Genomic DNA, 17,510 nt, shown 5'->3' with positions numbered 1-17,510 from the left:
TGAGCTTTCAGCGATCATCATGTTCTCCTTAGGCCATTGTCACCAACAGCAAGATCACCAGTGCGGCGACGACATACAGGCAGTAGAGCCGGAAATCGCCATGCTGAATCCATTGAATTGCCCGGCTGGCTTTCTGCACCCCATTTGCCAGCGGCAGCACGAGTCGGGTATCCCATAACGGTTCCGTCCGTTCGGCGGCCAGCGTGGTTTGCTCCAGCGCGTTTTGCATCATCGGCGCGGGGTCCAGCGTTTTCCGCATCCGGTAGAGCGGAGCGAACATCACGCGCAGCGGCTGGGTAAAGCTGGCGGCCGAGGCGGCCATGGCGGGTTCATAAGCATAGCCACAGGCCCAGGGGGTTCCACGCTGACGGAAATTCAGCCGCGTGCCTTTGCAGCCGACATACAGCAGCAACGGCAGCAGCGGTAAAGCCAGCAGCAGAATGAAAATAAGCGGTGTCGATAGCGAGGTCTGACCGGGATTGCCGGGGAAGACCAGTGAACCTTGAGCGACCGCGGGCGCGGCGCTTTTTGTCAGGCTGGCGGCAACCTGCGCGATCGCTGGCGCAATTTCGCTGGCGCCGACGCCGAGTAATATGCACAACAGCGCCAGCAGCAGCATGGCGGCAGTCATCGGCCAGGGCACTTCTTTGGCCTGCGCCGCTTTCTCACTGCGGGGGGCGCCAGAAAAACTGATGCCGTACACTTTGACAAAACACATGGCGGCCAGCGCGCCGGTAATCGCCAGCATGACGATGGCGATCGGTGCGACAAGGCGCAAAGCGAAGCTGCCTTCGTGGCTGAGGGTAAACAAGGACTGATAGGTAAACCATTCACTGACAAATCCGTTCAGTGGGGGCAATGCCGAAATGGCCATACAGCCGACGAGGAAAGCCATCGCGGTATAAGGCATCAAACGCGCCAGCCCGCCCATTTTCTCCATATCTTTGGTGTGCAGCCGGTAAATGACGGCGCCGGCGCCGAGAAACAGTAATCCTTTAAAGACGGCATGGTTGAGCAGGTGGTACAGCCCGCCGAGCAGGCCAAGAACGGCGAGCAGAGGATGGTGGGTCGCGATGCCGATCATGCCAACGCCGACCCCCATCAGAATGATGCCAATATTTTCAACGGTGTGATAGGCCAGTAAACGTTTGATGTCATGTTCAGCCAGCGCGTACAGCACCCCCAGAACGGAGGAGACGGCGCCAAACGCCAGTACCACGACGCCCCACCAGATTTCCGTCGCCCCCAGCAGGTCGATGCCCACTTTGATGATGCCGAAAATGCCGATTTTCACCATCACCCCCGACATTAACGCCGACGCATGAGACGGTGCCGCCGGGTGCGCGCGCGGCAGCCAGCCGTGTAACGGCAGCATCCCGGCTTTGGCCCCGAAACCAAAAAAGGCCAGCAGGAAGACGATGGAAGCCTGAGGGGCGGAGAGCGATGCCTGCCGGAAGTCGGCGAAATCAAGGCTGTTGCTGTGCCGGTAGAGCAGGAAGAAGGCGATCATGATCAATACGGAACCGGCATGGGCAATCAGAAAGTACAGTAGTCCGGCATTAATGGCTTCGTCATCCTGATCGGAAATCACCAGAAAGTAAGAGCTGAGCGACATCACTTCAAACAGGATAATGAAGTAGAAGGCATTGTCGGTAACCACCAACGCCACCATCGAGGCAATAAACAGGTTCATGAAGAAGCCCATCGCCCATGCTCGTCCGCGATACTCCTGCAAATAGGCCAGCGAGTAGAGTGAGGTGACGATCACCAGCAGGGAAATCACCAGCACCATGAACGCGGACAGCGCGTCCAGCCGCAGGGTTAAATGCGCAATGTCGGCAAACGGTCCGGCGAAGGTGGCGGTCAACACTTGCCCATCAAGCAGTACAGGCAGCACGGCGGCAAGACCGCACAGTCCGCCGAGCGCGGCACTGACGCCGCTGAGCAGAATTGCCAGTGATTCATGGCGGGACAGACAAAGCGACGCTACCGCGCCAGCGCAATACAGCACCAGTGATAGGGCCAACCATTCCAGAGAAGTCATCATAATTTGTTCCCCCGCAAAGGTTCGGCCGGTGGGAAAGGTACGTTGCCGGCTGGCCATTCCATGGCTTGCCGACGTTTCGCCGCGATAGACTGTTCAATTTGTTGATCGTCGATGATGAACAGCGCGTTGGTGGGACAAACGCGAACACATTCCGGCCCCTGGGCCTGAAAAGCACATAAGTCGCATTTCACCGCGACGCTGCGTACGCCCGCGTTCCAGGCCAGAAGGGGATTGATGGAGGCGACGCTGACCGGAACATCGGAGAGCTCGGCGCGCGGGATGTGCTGGCGGAAGGTTTCCGGGATGGCCAACGGCTTACTGCCTGATGGGGTGATCGCCCCAAAGGGGCAGGCAATGGCGCAAAGTTTGCAACCGATACAGGTATTTTCGTCCAACACCACCGCCTGATCCTGATGCGTAATGGCGTTAACCGGGCATACCTTGGCACAAGGCGCCTCTTCGCAATGTCGGCATAATACCGGAGTGGTGCCGGCAAGGTCGCGTTCTACCGTCAGGCGTGGATGCGTTTGTAATCCCTGGCGGCGATGTACCTGAGTGCAGGCGGCCATGCAGGTATTGCATCCGATACAGCGTTTAGGATCCGCAATGACGAAGCGGTTCATAGCCCTATTCTCCGGGGGAATCGATTAAGGTTAGCTGCGTCAAAGCATATTCTGTGCCACGTCACGGAGGCCGTGCGGCAGGCCGCATGACATAAGGGATTGAGTGAGAAGGCGTTATTAAAAACGGGAGGATGCTGAGCAATTCGACAGTCGTGTCGACACTTTTGACGAGGGCAGCGCGGAGCGGCCTCGTTCCGCCAAAAGCCAAAGCGGCGGTGACAGGGCGCGTGCGGGGCGTGGCATGAAAATCCCTTGCTTCCCGCGCACGAAATACGCGTTGAACCCGCATAAATCGTTGGATCAGTAGCAAAATAAAAACTGGATTTTTGTGTAAATTAACTCAGGTCGAATGTAAAGAAAGTCATAAGGCATGCGGCGTTAGCGCTGGTTTTATCACGATGCGATTCATTAGTGGCATAAATATTGCAAGGGGTGATTTACTTTCTTGCGACTGGAAAATCATCATGTGCTTAGGCATTCCCGGAAAAGTGGTAGCGATAGCCAACGCGGAACAACAGTCGGCGTGGGTTGATGTATGCGGCGTCCGGCGTGAGGTGAACATTGCTTTGGTGGCGGATGGCATCGGCAGTGAACCACTGATTGGGCAATGGGTTCTGGTTCACGTCGGGTTTGCCATGAGTCGTCTGGATGAGAAAGAAGCGCATGCGACATTGGACGCTTTACGGCAAATGGAGGAGATGGAACAAGATGTTACAATTTTTTTGCGTCAATAATATGCCGTTAGTGATGTAAATCAAGACTTCTTCGATTAGCAAAGTGATAATAAGAATAACTATCATTAACGCTCCATCCAATGCATATGTCCAACTGGCAAAAGATTTTTCTCCTGTTGTGCTGGCTGTTTACCAGTTCCATGGCTGTCGCTGCGGCGGATTACGCCACCTTTATTCAGGATATCCAGTCCAGACTGGATAAAACGGCGCAATTGTACGAGCAGCAAAAGCCGGACGAAGCCCGTGTCGAAGTGCAGATGGCCTATTTCGAGGTGTTTGAAAACCTTGAAGGGCCAATCCGCATCAATATCTCCGCGCAAAAAAGCTATCAGATGGAATCAACCTTCGGTGAAATTCGCCGCATGATTGGCGAGGACAAGCCGCAGGACGAGGTTCAGGCAAAGATTACCTGGCTGAAAGACGAACTGACCGCCGTGCTTCCCGTTCTGTCGGACGGGCACCGGCTGGTGGCGCAGGAGCAGCACGGCGCCTATGACAACGCCGATATTGCGCTGTACTGGCAGCAAAGCTTCAAGATTATCGACGACCAACTGGCCCAGGCGGTCAGTGAATATCAGGCCGGAGATTACAAAAAGGCCAGTCAGAGCGTGCAGCAAGCGCACTATGACGGATTTAAAAATTCTGAGATGGAAATGTCGGTACGGCAGAATCGCTCTGCTCAGCAGGCCGCGGCCATCAATCAGCAATTTACGGCACTGATCGCGCTGACAAGCCAGCCTGATCAACTGACCGATGTGGCTTATCGCGTCACGACGTTAATACAGGATATCGAAGATGTGCTGCCGGGGTTGCCGACCACCCGCGATTCCCAGCCTGTCACCGCGGCGCCCGCGGGCGATAGCGTATCGGGCGATGATGGGATCCCTGACGCGAACTGGGCGAAAGTCACAAACGATATCAATCAGGCCATTGCCGCCGCACTGGAAAAATACCGTCAGGGTCAGGTTAAACCGGCCATCATGGCCGTGCAGGATACGTATTTCGACCTGTTTGAAGCCACCGGCATGGAGAACAAAATTGGTTCCCGCGACGCGGCATTCAAATCCACCTTGGAAGGATATTTTACCCGTCTGGTCAGCCTGATGAGCGCCGGGCAGCCGATTGAGCAACTCCAGGCGCAGGCGGATGCGTTGCGGCAGGACCTGGTGAATGCGGTCACCATGCTGGGCGACGGCGACGAGACGCACTGGAGCCTGTTGATATACAGCCTGCTGATCATTGTGCGTGAAGGGATGGAAGCGCTGTTGATCGTGGCGGCCATCGTTGCTTATCTGGTGAAAAACAACCACCACGACAAGCTGCCGCTGATTCGTCAGTCCGTCTATGTTGCGCTGCTGTGCAGCGTTATCACGGCCGTCATTTTCCAACTGCTGTTTACTAATTCAGGCGCCAGCCGTGAACTGCTGGAAGGCATCACCATGCTGATCGCCGTCGTGATGCTGTTCTTCATGAGCTACTGGCTGCTTTCAAAAGTGGAAGCCCGGCACTGGAAAGCCTATCTGGAAGGCAAACTGTCGCATTCGCTGAGCAGCGGTTCGATGGTGGGACTGTGGCTGACCAGCTTCCTGGCGGTCTATCGTGAAGGTGCGGAAACCGTACTGTTCTACTATGCGCTGGTAGGCGATGCCAGCAACATGGCGGGGCACCTTTCCATTCTGGCCGGGTTTGTCATCGGGTGTGTGATTCTGGTCATCGCTTATCTGATCATGCGTTTTACCGTGGTCAAACTGCCACTGAAACCCTTCTTTATGTTCACCGGCTGTTTCATGTACCTGATGGCATTTGTCTTCGCAGGTAAAGGCGTGTTGGAGTTGATTGAAGGGAAACTGTTTGAACCGACGCTGCTGATTGGCGTTCCGGAAATCAGCTGGCTGGGTATTTATCCCTATGTAGAAACGCTGATACCGCAAGGGTTGTTATTGGTTGCCGCGTTAGTCGCGCTTTGGGTTATGCGGCGGCGAGTCTCGGCGATTTGATTCTGGAAGTGATGAAAAGCACTAAAACGAGAGATGATCTCTACATTTACGAGGATGAGGTTAATGAACATGCGAAAAAGTCTGATTGCTGGCGCGATAATCGCCGGTCTTTTCACCGCACCAGCAGCGTTGGCGTTTGAAGAATATCCGGCTGGAGAGGCTGTCACCATCAATGAAATGGAGATCGCGGCGGTTTATTTGCAGCCGATCGACATGGAGCCTCGCGGTATGGGCCTGCCAGCAGCAAAATCGGATATCCATCTGGAAGCGGATATCCATGCGGTGGAAGGCAACAAGAATGGGTTCGGCGCGGGTGAATGGATGCCCTTCCTGACCATCGCTTATACCCTGACCAATATCGACACCGGCGCCAAGCAGGAAGGGAACTTCATGCCGATGGTCGCCAGCGATGGTCCGCACTACGGCGCGAATATCAAAATGATGGGCGTGGGCAACTACAAAGTGGTTTACCACATTGATCCGCCTTCCAAAGCCGGGATGCATCGCCATACTGACAGTGAAACCGGTGTTGGCCGCTGGTGGAAACCGTTTGATGTCAGTTTTGATTTCAAATACGTCGGCATCAAGTGATTACCTTGTCCTCTATGCCCACTGCGTAATCGCGGTAATGTTCACGCCTCTGTTGGCAATGTTGTCAGTATCTCCATCAGGGGCGTGCGCTTTTCCGCTTGAATGTGCGTCGTTATACCTAATAGATTTCAAGGGGAAGGAAGCCAACACGCCAGCAACTTGAAAGATGAAGGGAATATGAGTTATTTCTTTGTTACCACACTACAGGCCTTTTTGCCGATAGCATTGCTGTTAGGGTTGAACTGGAGCCATCGCGTCACGCCTGAAATCAGACCGTTAGGCTGGATAACGTTACTGGCATTGATTGCCGGATTGATGGTGGGGGCGAGATTACCCAATGGGCCGCAGATTCAACTGTGGATAACGGTGGTCCAGGCTATTGGCCTGATACTGTTTCTCGTCAGTCAGTTCTTTTCCCACCCTCGGATCGGTTACCTGTGGCAGGCCATTCTGGTCGCCGGTGCGGCGGTTCACTGGGGCAGCGATCCCAACCTGAGCGCATTGACCACCACGCACGTTGTTAACACCGATTTGCTACTGAATTTCAGCGCGATCATTGTGGCGCTGGCGTGGCTGGTTTTCAGTGCGGCCCTCTGCGGCCTGATTGTGCGGCGGGTTAAACTATTGCGCTGGCCGCTGCTGATTCTATTACTTGTTCTGCTGATGTTGCCGACCAGCGGCACATTGTTACTGCTGTTGATGAAATTGCAGGTGCTGGGGTTGACCAAACCGCGCCTGAGCTACGTGGCGCATGTCACCAATAACGCCCCCTTGTTGAATTATCTCAGCGCGCTGCTGATGTCGGCGCTGGCTGGCGCGTATCTGATACCTTTACGGGAAGCCGATCGCCGGATGGATGAACGACGCGATCCCATTGAAAAGCGTAAGGCAACGGCAGATTACCGTAATGCGCTGCGTACCGTGCTGGCAACGCTGGTCGCACTGTTGGTGGTACTGCTGAGTCAGCTTTACTGGGACAAGATAGCGTCACAGCCCCCCCGGTTATCTGAAGCGCTGCCGGTGACGCTGGCGGCAGATGGCCAGGTACACATTCCGATTGAACAGATCCGTGACGGCAAACTGCATCGGTTTGTCTGGATTGCGGACGACGGCAAGGCGGTGCGTTTTTTTGTCATCAATCGCTATCCGGATCGTCTGCGGCTGGGCGTGGTTTTCGATGCCTGCCTGTTGTGTGGCGATCAGGGCTACGTGATGGAAGGGAATCAGGTTATTTGCGTGGCCTGTGACGTGCGCATTTTCATTCCTTCCATTGGTAAAGCCGGGGGATGCAACCCGGTACCGATCGAAGGCTGGAGCAATGACGAAAAAGAACTGGTGATCGGTCAGGCGTCGCTGGCGGCGGGAACCAACTATTTCAGCACGATAGTTTCTCTGGATGTTGTTGATCCGGTGGATGGATCAAAACTCACCAACGTGAAAGCGGAACATAAGTATCGCTACGGTGGTAAAACCTATTTCTTCTCGACGGAAGCGAACTATAACCGTTTCCGTGAAAGCCCCGGAAAATTTGTTACCTCAAACGCGGCGGCTGACGATCACGAGGAAGGGGAATAACGATGTTATGGCGCATGTTACGTCAATCCTGGCGCAGAAACGTTCGGCGTAAATCGCTGGCGGTGCTGACGGTCTTTCTGGCTGCCGGGTTGATTTCAGCTCTGCTGGCGGTATCGATCGATATCGGCGACAAAATGGCGCGTGAGTTAAAGTCGTACGGCGCCAATATCCTGATCGAACCGGCAGGACAGGCGGCGTTGCCCGCACTGTTTGGCGAGCGCAGCAATCCGCTGGACGGTCAGGATTTTCTGGATGAATCAGAACTGCCCAACATCAAGGATATTTTCTGGCGTAACAATATTGTCGGGTTTGCGCCTCTGCTGAGCGGCGACGTGGAGATTAACGGTCAGCCGATCGCGGTTTTGGGCACCTTTTTCTCTCAGCCCGTGGCGGTGCCGGATGAGGAAGACTACCGCACCGGACAAATAGCGGTCAGCCCTTACTGGCAGGTCGCCGGCGTTTGGCCGCAGGAGCCCATTGCGGAAGGCAAGCCGGTGGATGCGCTGGCCGGTAAGCAGCTGGCGCAGCAAAATGGCTGGCAGACCGGCGATACGCTGCGGTTACGCGGACCGAAGGGCGAAATGACGGTGCATATCAGCGGTATTCTCAGCAGCGGCGGCGACGAAGAAAGCCGTCTGGTGATGCCGCTGGCGGCGGTTCAATCCTTATTGGGGCTGGAAGGAAAGGTGCAGGCGATCCGCGTTTCGGCGCTAACCGTCCCGGAGAATGAGCTTTCCCGCCGGGCGCGTGAAAATCTGGAGGCGCTGAACGCCGAAGAGTATGACCTCTGGTATTGCACCGCCTACGTGTCCTCAATCGCTCATCAACTGGAAGAAGCGATTTCCGGTTCGGTGGTGCGGCCTATCTGGCAGGTGGCGGCGTCGGAAGGCGTGGTGATCGACAAAATCCAACTGTTGCTGGCGGTCGTGACCTTCGCTGCGCTGGTCGCCGCGGCAATGGGAATCGCCTCGTTGATGACCAGTACCATTATGGAACGGGCCAGAGAAATTGGCCTGATGAAGGCATTAGGCGCGCGGCAATGGCAGATTATGCTGCTGTTCTATCTGGAGGCGGCGTTAAGCGGCCTGATTGGCGGAATGGCGGGCTGCGTAGCCGGGTGGGGATTGGCGAAAGCCATTGGCCTGATGCTGTTCGGCGTGCCGCTCAGCTTTGCCTGGATCGTTATTCCTTGCGTGCTGGTGATTTCCATGTTGATTGCGGTGATCGGCACCTGGTTCCCGGCGCGCCGTATCGCCAAACTTTATCCGGTGGAGGTGCTGTATGGCCGCTAATGTCTGGATGAACGGGATGTTCTGGCGGCTGGTGCTGCGCGCGCTGAGACTGCGTATGCAGCGGGTTAGCGTGGTGTTTGCCGCCCTCACTGTCGGTGCGGCAATCGTGACCGCCATGTCTGCCGTCTATTTCGATATCAATGCCAAAATGAGTCAGGAATTGCGCACCTTCGGCGCCAACTTCTATATCGGCCCCGCACGGGGGAATTCGTTGCCGCAAAGTACCTTTCAGCCGATTGTGGAAAACGCGCCGGCCGGATTGATCAATGCCGCCAGCCCTTATCTGTACGGGATGGCACGCACGGAACTGGAGAAAGTCGTCCTGATGGGGGTGTGGTTTGAGTCGCTACGACCGCTGGTTCCTTACTGGCAGGTCACCGGCAACTGGATTGGCGTCAGTTTTGACGATCGCAACGCGATGATTGGGGTCAAGCTGGCGGAACGGCTGAACGTAAAAGTGGGCGACAGTATCACGCTGGTGGGCGACGGCGGCAGGCAGCGATTGCAGATTAAAGGGATCGTGGAATCCGGCGATGCCACCGACAATATGCTGATCGTCAATCTGGCGTTGGCGCAGAAGTGGCTGGATAGAGAGGGGACGATCAGTAACGCGTTGCTCAGCGTCAGCAACGATCTGGGGCAGGTGGATCAATTCGCAGCCAGCTTGCAGCAACAATACCCGCAGTTGGAAATTCGCCCCATTCTCAAAGTCTCGGCCTCGGAAGGTCAGGTGCTGACCAAGATCAAAGGGCTGATGGGGCTGGTTTCCGTGGTCATTCTGGTGTTGTCGTCCCTGTGCGTGAACACGACGCTGATGGCGATTGTGGGCGAACGCGCGCGCGAGTTCGCCTTACAGAAGGCGCTGGGCGCCAGCGGGCGGGATATCATCCGTCAGATGCTGGCGGAAACCGGCATTATTGCGCTGGCCGCGGTGATTTGCGGTTCATTGATCGGGTATCTGTTGGCGCAGGTGTTAGGCATGGCGGTATTCAACGCCTCAATCTCGTTGCGGGCGCCGGTATTTCCGTTAACGCTGGTGCTCTCTCTGCTGGTCGCGGCGGTTGCGGCCATTGTTCCTACCCGACGGGCGATTTATATCGAACCAGCCAAAGTTTTAAAAGGAGAGTAGTGCGATGTCCTTAGCAATACAGGTTCAGGCGGCGGAGCCGGCCCCGGAAGAGGCGGTGATTGAAACTCGCCAGCTTTATAAACGCTTTGGTCAGGTTACCGCGCTGGAGAATATCAATATTCGCATCGCCCGCGGCGAGTTCGTGGCCATTATGGGCGCGTCCGGCTCGGGCAAGACGACGCTGATGAACATTCTTACCTGTCTGGATACGGTGAGTGACGGGCAGGTGCTGTTGGACGGCATTGACGCCGCGGCGCTGGATGAAGAAGGGCGGCGCAAATTCAGGGCGGATAAAATTGGTCTGGTCTTTCAGCAGTTCCATTTGATTCCTTTTTTGACCGCGCTGGAAAATATCATGCTGGCCCAGCATTACCACAGCGTCGTAGATGAAGCCGCGGCGCGGCGGGTGCTGGAGCAGGTCGGACTGGCGCACCGGGTGGACCATCTGCCCAGCCAGCTGTCCGGCGGCGAGCAGCAGCGGGTGTGTATTGCCCGTGCGCTGGTGAATGAACCGCCAGTCATTTTCGCCGATGAACCGACAGGGAATCTGGACGAAGAGAACGAACAGCGAGTATTGGATCTGTTGAAGGATTTGCACCGTCAGGGGCGTACTATCGTGATGGTGACGCATAACCCTGAACTCGGTAAGTTTGCCGACCGCATTATCCGTTTACAACACGGTAAGTATCTAAGCGAGGAGATTAACCATCATGCTATGGCGTAATACTCTCAACGCCGTTTTCCTGTTGGGAATGCTGGCGTTGCTTGGCGGTTGTAAAGAAGATCAGGTGAGCATCGGCGCTAAAGCGCCGGCGCTTGCGGCTTACGATTTGGCCGGACAGCAGGTGGATTTATCCCGCTGGCAGGGGAAAAGCGTGTATCTGAATTTCTGGTCTTCGGGCTGTGGTGGGTGTCTGGCTGAGATGAGTACGCTGGAAAAACTCAGCAAAGACTATGGCGATAAAGTGGTGGTGGTGGCAGTGAATACCGATCCTGATGCTGTGGATATTTCCTCTTTGCTGGCACATCACAAGATCACCTATCCGGTTGTCCGCGATCAACTGGGTATCACCAGGGAGCGTTATCAGGTCATAGGTACGCCGACCTCGTTCGCCATTGACCGTAATGGCAAGGTGCTGGAGCTGCATCAGGGCGCAAGAAATGAGGAACAGCTGGTTGCGCTGTTCCGGCAATTAGCGAGTGGCGCGTGATCGGGTTTACCCTGAAAACGCCGCCTATACCGGCACTGGCACAACCATCGGCCGTGGCTTAACCCGCATGGCATAAATCACGCCGGCCACCAGACAGCCCACGCCGCACAGCGTGAGCAGCGGAGGCCAGGACTGGCGAATCATAAACGAATACGTCAGACCGGCCAGCGTCTCGAAGACAATCAACGGACCAACCAGTACCGTCGGCAACCGCTGGCTGGCTTCGTTCCAGCAGAGCGTTCCCAGCCACGAGCAAAATAGCCCAATGGCGATCATCAGCGGGATAAATACGGCCGGACGCGGGCCGAAGGGTAATGCGAACCCTTCACGGGTCAGGGCAAGGTGGGTACAGACCAGCAGATAGCCCAGCATCGCCAGAGGCAGCGTAACCAGACCCTGTGCCGTGGCCCAGGTGGTAGGCGTTTTGTCCACATGCTCACGCAACCAGCGGGCGTTACGCAGCGGATACCAGGTCCAGCAGGCGACGGAAATGAAGGCCAGCACGATGCCACTTAAATAACGCCAAAGATCCAATGGCGCTTCCGATCCTTTCAATTCCGCAATATTGACGCAAATCAGCCCGGCGACAATCAGTATCAACCCCGGCGCAAGCCGTCGCCAGGCGATTCGGCCATCGCGTTTGCTGTACAGCAGATTGGCGGTGACCGAAATAACCACCGGCAACGTACCAATAATCATGGTTGAAACGGGCGCGCCGGTACGCTGGATTGCGCTGGCCAGGCAGAAGTAATACAGCAGATTGCCGATCGCGGTGAGTTTCAGCGCTTCAAACCAGTCCTGGCGGCTTAATTGACGCAGTCTATGACGATCCAGCCAGGCCAGAGGGATGGCGATCAGCCCGAAAGCGAGGTAACGTCCGGTTGACTGTAAGGCTGCCGGGTATTCCGGCACAATGACTGGACCAACGAAAATCAATCCCCACATTAACCCTGCCGAGAGGGCGAAAAAAACGCCAGTGAGCATCGTAAACCCGTTATTCATTAAAATGATGGATAGAGGACGCCTAGTCTAGAGGCTGAGACGGTGGGGTTCAAAGGAATAACGAGAAACCGCGCATGATAACGTTCAATACCGGGAAGCGTGGAGATTGATCGTCCGTGTCGCCCCTCGACCAAAGGCCGAGGGGCGATGGACTGTCACAATCCCCGTTTTTCCATCAGCAATGCCAAATCAATGAGGCGATTAGAAAAGCCCCATTCGTTGTCGTACCATGCCAGGATCTTGACCAGCCTGCCGCCGATGACCAGCGTTGAAAGCCCATCAATAATGGATGACCGCGGGTCTCCCTGATAATCGCTTGATACCAGCGGTTCGTCGCTGTAACCGAGAATGCCCTGGAGAGGACCGGACTCCGCGGCCTTGCGAAAAGCGCTATTGATTTCGTCTACCGTGACGTCGCGTTTCAGGGTAACCGACAGGTCGACGATAGAAACCACCGGAACCGGAACCCGCAGGGAGTAGCCGGTCAGACGGCCATCCAATTCCGGAATAACTTTGCCGATCGCTTTGGCGGCCCCGCTGGAGTAAGGCACGATCGAGAGGGCCGCGGCCCGGGCGCCGCGCAAATCCTTTTCCGGTTGGTCGTGCAGCGCCTGACTGTTGGTATAGGCATGAGTGGTGTTCATCAGGCCATACTCAATGCCGAAGGTTTGATGGAGCACCTGAACCGCGGGGGCAAGGCCGTTGGTGGTACAACTTCCGTTGCTGACAACCTGATGGCGGGCTGGATCGTACTGTTCATGATTGACGCCCATCACCACCGTGATGTCGTCACCTTTCCCGGGCGCGGAGATGATGACTCGCTTGGCGCCCCCTTTCGTAATATGCACCTCGGCTCTGGATTTTTCGGTGAAAAACCCGGTGGCTTCGATCACGATGTCGACGCCAACGCTCCCCCAAGGGATCGAACCGGGATCTCTTTCTGAGAAAACACGGATGGGCCTGCCATCAAGCACCAACCGGTCATCAACCGCTTCGACGCTGACCGGCAAGGTGCCAGAGAGTGAATCGTATTTCAGGAGATGGGCCAGAGTCTTGCTGTCCGTCAGGTCGTTGATCGCCACAACCTGGAAATCGCTGCGACCCAATGCCGCGCGTAAGACATTACGACCGATTCTTCCGAACCCATTGATACCAACGTTGACCATGATGAATACCTTTGTTAATTGTCCTTCTTCCACTCTAGAGAGGAAGAAGAATGGCGTAAATGACGTTTATAGATCAATTTACGCCAACATGCGGGAGCAAAAGCGTTCGCGGTATTCCGTCGGCGTGAGTTGCAGGTTTCTTTCAAAAACACGGCGCAGATTGAGACTATTGCCGAATCCGGTCGCTTCCGCGACCTGTTCAAGTTTTTCCGCGCCCTGTTCCAGACGTTGTCTGGCTGCATCCAGGCGCACTTCTTCTACATATTTGGCCGGCGTCGTCCCGGTCTCACGGGTAAACACGCGCGTGAAGTTACGCGGGCTCATGGCGACGCGGTCCGCCAGCTTTTCGACTGACAGGTCGTGGGCGAGGTTCTCAAGGATCCAGGACTGGAGATCGCGAATCGGGCCGGGTTTTTTGGCCTGGTTCAGGATATAGCGGCTGAATTGCGATTGGCCGCCAGGTCTGCGCAGGAACATGACGAGGTCTTGTGCGACATCGCGAGCCAGAGTGAAGCCGTGATCGTCTTCGACGAGCGCCAGCGTGAGATCGAACCCCGAACTGACGCCGGCCGAAGTCCATATTGCGCCGTCCTGAATATAGATAGGCCCTCTTTCGACTTTCACTTTGGGAAAACGGGATTGCAGCGTATCCAGCAATCGCCAGTGCGTAGTGGCCCGGCGCCCATCAAGCAGGCCGGTCTGGGCGAGGATCAATGCGCCCCCACAGACAGAAACGACGCGCCGCGCTTTGGGGGCGGCGCGGCGAACCCAATCCGCGACGACGGCGCCTTCTTCCTCGGTTAATCCTCTTCCCGTGATCATGATGGTATCGCGTTCCAGCGCGGGATCGAGATCCGAGAGACGGTGATCCGCCAGAAGATTCAGCCCTGACTGCCCATGAACAACGTGATGAGGCTGGGTGGTGGCGATTGTCACCTGGTAGCGCGGATTAGGCGAATCCTCCGGCCTCAGGCGATTAGCCTGCGTCAGGATGTCGGCAATCCCCGCCGCTTCGAATAGCATTCCCCCTTCGGGGACAATAATCAGGAATGTGTGCATGTCCTTAAAAATACAAATGAGGCAAAATAAGTCAAGCGCAACCTGAATTCCCCAAAAAACGGATTCAGATGATTCTTCAGCAGGGGATACAGATTGCTCAATTTTAATATCATTAATATCAGTATGTTATTTTCTATAGTACAAAAGAGCATAATAAAAACCATTTCCGTATTTGTCCTGAGCCCCATTCCTTCGTATCAATATACCTATTGTCTGCAATAGCCATTGGATATACCCGTCATACTTCAAGTTGCATGTGCGTTGGCCGCGCTCGTTACCCGGCCCCTTCATGGGCCTCGCCCCGGCGGATTTGTCTCCCGAATCGCTGACCGCCTTCATGCAACCCGAATTATTCAGGGTATAAGGCTGGAACGTAATACTAACGACGGGGTGAAAAGTGAACTTTCAGCAACTGAAAATTATTCGTGAATCTGCGCGCTGCAATTACAACCTGACCGAGGTGGCGAATACGCTGTTTACCTCTCAATCTGGTGTAAGCCGGCATATTCGTGAGCTGGAAGAGGAGTTGGGGATTGAAATATTTATCCGTCGCGGGAAACGGTTGCTGGGAATGACTGAACCAGGCAAAGAGCTGTTGATTGTCGCAGAAAGGATTCTGAACGACGCCAGCAATATCCGTCGTCTGGCCAACGTCTTTACCAATAACGACACGGGGCAACTGGTGATCGCGACCACGCACACACAGGCCCGCTATAGCCTGCCACAGGTGATCAAAGAGTTTCGGGCGCTGTATCCGCAGGTGCGTCTGGTGTTAAATCAGGGAACGCCGGATGAAATTGTGGCGATGCTGCATACGGGAGACGCCGATATCGGCATTGCCAGCGAGCAACTGATTAATGAAACGGCGCTGGCGGCTTTTCCCTATTACCGTTGGCATCATTCGGTCATTGTGCCGGAAAACCATCCGTTGGCGAGGGAACCGGTATTAACGCTGGAGAAACTCAATACCGTGCCGCTGATTACCTATCGGCAGGGGATTACCGGACGTTCCCGTTTGGATCGGGCATTTCAGGCCGCCGGAATGTCCCCGGATATTACCCTGAGCGCACAGGACTCGGATGTGATTAAAACCTATGTCGAGTTGGGGCTTGGCGTCGGGATCGTCGCCGACCATTCTTACGATCCCGATCGGGATAAAGGATTAGTCAAACTGAATGCGGAACATTTATTTGAAGCGAATACGGTTTGGCTGGGGTTGAAAAAACATCAACTACAGCGTAACTATGCCTGGAAGTTCATTCAGCTTTGTAACACGGAACTCTCTTTGACTGAAATTAAAGATCGGGTTTTCAGCGATCATGACGATACGGTTATCGATTACCAGATCTAAGCAGGATGCTTGCCTGACGTTGTTTCCAGCCAGCGATTTTCTTGTCGCTGGCGGGCGTCATTCCCCGCAATAATTGCCGTAACGCTGCTGTGATTCGGCCCGTCTCGCTGTCATTGATTAAGCATAATTATGATTTGTTGCTCCCATAATCCACTTGATCTCACCGTGGGGGGATAGTAGCATTCCACGCCATAACAATAACTTATGCTAGATGTTTTGTTTTTAGATACAAATACTTGTGCGTTTTTATTGAATAACTATGTGATTCACTTTTCACGCGGGTATGGGAAAACATCGATAGCGGTTCATCAAATATGCTGTCTCCACGCTTATTTTACGGCTTACCTTGAGCCGAAATTTGCGATATCGCCATGCGTTCATGGCGAGGAGTTTTAAAACGGAAAATCACATGAAAACGCAGAAAATCAGCCTTGCCTGGCAAATCCTCATTGCATTGGTTCTTGGTATCGCACTCGGCGCGGTGTTGCATGAACAGGCCGAGAGTCGCCAATGGCTCATCAGTAATATTCTCAGTCCTGCGGGCGATATCTTTATCCGCCTGATTAAAATGATTGTCGTGCCCATTGTTATCGCTACGCTGATTGTCGGTATTGCCGGCGTTGGGGATGCGAAAAAGCTGGGGCGGATTGGTCTGAAGACCATCATTTATTTTGAGGTCATCACCACGATAGCCATCGTTCTGGGCATCACGCTGGCGAACGTGTTCCAGCCGGGACAGGGCATCGATATGTCGATGCTGACTTCTGTCGATATCTCGCAATATGAAAAAACCACCGAGCAGGTTCAAAGCGGCTCACATAGTCTGGTCGCTACCATCCTGTCGTTGATTCCGCCCAATATCTTTGCGGCCCTCGCCAGAGGGGATATGCTGCCGATTATTTTCTTTTCGGTACTGTTCGGGCTGGGCTTGTCTTCTTTACCCAGAGAGCAGCGCGATCCGTTGCTGAACGTGTTCCGCGGCGTATCCGAAACCATGTTTAAAGTGACGCATATGATCATGCGCTATGCGCCGGTAGGGGTATTTGCCCTGATTTCGGTGACGGTGGCCAACTTTGGTTTTGCCTCACTGTGGCCGTTAGCGAAACTGGTGATTCTGGTTTATGCCTCGATTCTGTTTTTCGCCCTGGTGGTTCTGGGCAGCGTGGCCCGTTTATGTAAATTGCGCATCACCACGCTGATTCGAATCCTGAAAGATGAATTGATTCTCTCTTACTCTACGGCCAGTTCTGAGACGGTATTGCCGCGTATTATTGAAAAAATGGAAGCGTATGGCGCGCCGAAATCGATTACCAGTTTTGTCGTGCCAACCGGTTATTCCTTTAACCTTGATGGTTCTACGCTGTACCAAAGTATTGCCGCCATCTTTATTGCGCAGTTGTATGGCATTGAACTGTCAATTGGGCAGGAAATTGTGCTGGTATTGACCTTGATGCTGACGTCAAAAGGGATTGCCGGCGTGCCGGGCGTTTCTTTTGTTGTTCTGCTGGCGACGCTCGGCAGTGTGGGCATTCCTCTGGAAGGTCTGGCGTTTATTGCCGGGGTCGATCGTATTTTGGATATGGCGCGTACGGCGCTGAATGTTGTCGGCAACGCGCTGGCGGTGCTGGTCGTCGCCAAATGGGAACATCAGTTCGATGAGAAAAAAACGCAGGCTTATGAACGCGAACTGAAAGGTATTGACATAGAAACGGCTCCGCAAGGGTGAGCGGATA

The 17,510-nt window shown here is 54.8% G+C and carries 15 protein-coding genes; 10 read left to right on the top strand and 5 right to left on the bottom strand.

Annotated elements, in window-relative coordinates:
* Positions 1-28: 28 nt before the first annotated feature.
* Entirely contained in the window at positions 29-2,047 is a 2,019-nt protein-coding gene (hyfB, locus tag DDT52_RS14335; protein WP_136156958.1) for a hydrogenase 4 subunit B, read from the bottom strand.
* Entirely contained in the window at positions 2,044-2,670 is a 627-nt protein-coding gene (locus DDT52_RS14330) for a 4Fe-4S dicluster domain-containing protein (RefSeq protein WP_109053486.1), read from the bottom strand. The genes hyfB and DDT52_RS14330 overlap by 4 nt, the downstream gene beginning before the upstream one ends.
* A gap of 464 nt (positions 2,671-3,134) precedes the next feature.
* Between DDT52_RS14330 and hybG the strand changes: the two genes are divergently transcribed.
* The 8 genes from hybG to DDT52_RS14290 all read left to right on the top strand — a co-directional run bounded on the left by hybG (position 3,135) and on the right by DDT52_RS14290 (position 11,199).
* Positions 3,135-3,404 (top strand): hydrogenase maturation factor HybG, encoded by a 270-nt coding sequence (hybG, locus tag DDT52_RS14325; protein ID WP_136156957.1) that lies wholly within the window; start codon positions 3,135-3,137, stop codon positions 3,402-3,404.
* Positions 3,405-3,490: 86 nt separating this feature from the next.
* Positions 3,491-5,401 carry an FTR1 family iron permease gene (locus tag DDT52_RS14320; protein WP_136157006.1) on the top strand — a complete coding sequence of 637 codons (1,911 nt, stop codon included), beginning with the start codon at positions 3,491-3,493 and terminating at the stop codon, positions 5,399-5,401.
* Positions 5,402-5,464: 63 nt separating this feature from the next.
* Complete coding sequence (locus DDT52_RS14315; protein WP_136156956.1) at positions 5,465-5,992, top strand: iron transporter; 528 nt, start codon at positions 5,465-5,467, stop codon at positions 5,990-5,992.
* 177 nt (positions 5,993-6,169) lie between these two features.
* Positions 6,170-7,567, top strand: coding sequence for a Fe-S-containing protein (locus DDT52_RS14310; protein WP_136156955.1), 1,398 nt, complete (start codon positions 6,170-6,172; stop codon positions 7,565-7,567).
* Between the two features lie 2 nt (positions 7,568-7,569).
* The gene (locus DDT52_RS14305; RefSeq protein WP_136156954.1) at positions 7,570-8,859 is read left to right on the top strand and encodes an ABC transporter permease; all 1,290 of its coding nucleotides are present in this window, start codon (positions 7,570-7,572) and stop codon (positions 8,857-8,859) included.
* Between the two features lie 16 nt (positions 8,860-8,875).
* Entirely contained in the window at positions 8,876-9,988 is a 1,113-nt protein-coding gene (locus DDT52_RS14300) for an ABC transporter permease (protein WP_210732716.1), read from the top strand.
* Between the two features lie 4 nt (positions 9,989-9,992).
* Positions 9,993-10,712, top strand: a complete 720-nt coding sequence (locus tag DDT52_RS14295; protein ID WP_136156953.1) for an ABC transporter ATP-binding protein — start codon at positions 9,993-9,995, stop codon at positions 10,710-10,712.
* Positions 10,699-11,199 carry a TlpA family protein disulfide reductase gene (locus DDT52_RS14290; protein WP_136156952.1) on the top strand — a complete coding sequence of 167 codons (501 nt, stop codon included), beginning with the start codon at positions 10,699-10,701 and terminating at the stop codon, positions 11,197-11,199. Before DDT52_RS14295 ends, DDT52_RS14290 begins: the two co-directional genes overlap by 14 nt.
* Positions 11,200-11,223: 24 nt before the next feature.
* Here DDT52_RS14290 and DDT52_RS14285 read toward each other — a convergent pair whose 3' ends face one another.
* The 3 genes from DDT52_RS14285 to DDT52_RS14275 form a co-directional block, all read right to left on the bottom strand.
* Positions 11,224-12,183: a DMT family transporter gene (locus tag DDT52_RS14285; RefSeq protein ID WP_136156951.1), complete on the bottom strand. Its 960-nt coding sequence runs from the start codon at positions 12,181-12,183 to the stop codon at positions 11,224-11,226.
* A 173-nt stretch (positions 12,184-12,356) separates the two neighbouring features.
* On the bottom strand, positions 12,357-13,367 hold the full coding sequence (gap, locus tag DDT52_RS14280) for a type I glyceraldehyde-3-phosphate dehydrogenase (protein ID WP_136156950.1): 1,011 nt from the start codon (positions 13,365-13,367) through the stop codon (positions 12,357-12,359).
* 78 nt (positions 13,368-13,445) lie between these two features.
* Complete coding sequence (locus DDT52_RS14275; protein ID WP_136156949.1) at positions 13,446-14,426, bottom strand: GlxA family transcriptional regulator; 981 nt, start codon at positions 14,424-14,426, stop codon at positions 13,446-13,448.
* Positions 14,427-14,823: 397 nt separating this feature from the next.
* On the opposite strand from DDT52_RS14275, the gene cbl reads away from it, so the two are divergent.
* Both cbl and gltP read left to right on the top strand, forming a co-directional pair.
* A complete protein-coding gene (cbl, locus tag DDT52_RS14265; protein WP_136156947.1) occupies positions 14,824-15,777 on the top strand; it encodes an HTH-type transcriptional regulator Cbl in 954 nt (317 codons plus the stop codon).
* A 409-nt stretch (positions 15,778-16,186) separates the two neighbouring features.
* The gene (gltP, locus tag DDT52_RS14260) at positions 16,187-17,503 is read left to right on the top strand and encodes a glutamate/aspartate:proton symporter GltP (protein ID WP_136156946.1); all 1,317 of its coding nucleotides are present in this window, start codon (positions 16,187-16,189) and stop codon (positions 17,501-17,503) included.
* The last annotated feature ends 7 nt before the right edge of the window (positions 17,504-17,510 follow it).

The organism is Brenneria roseae subsp. roseae (assembly GCF_003115845.1).
GTDB classification, from domain to species: domain Bacteria; phylum Pseudomonadota; class Gammaproteobacteria; order Enterobacterales; family Enterobacteriaceae; genus Brenneria; species Brenneria roseae.
The sequence above is the reverse complement of the archived record's forward strand: the minus strand, read 5'-3'. Positions and strand labels throughout refer to the sequence as shown.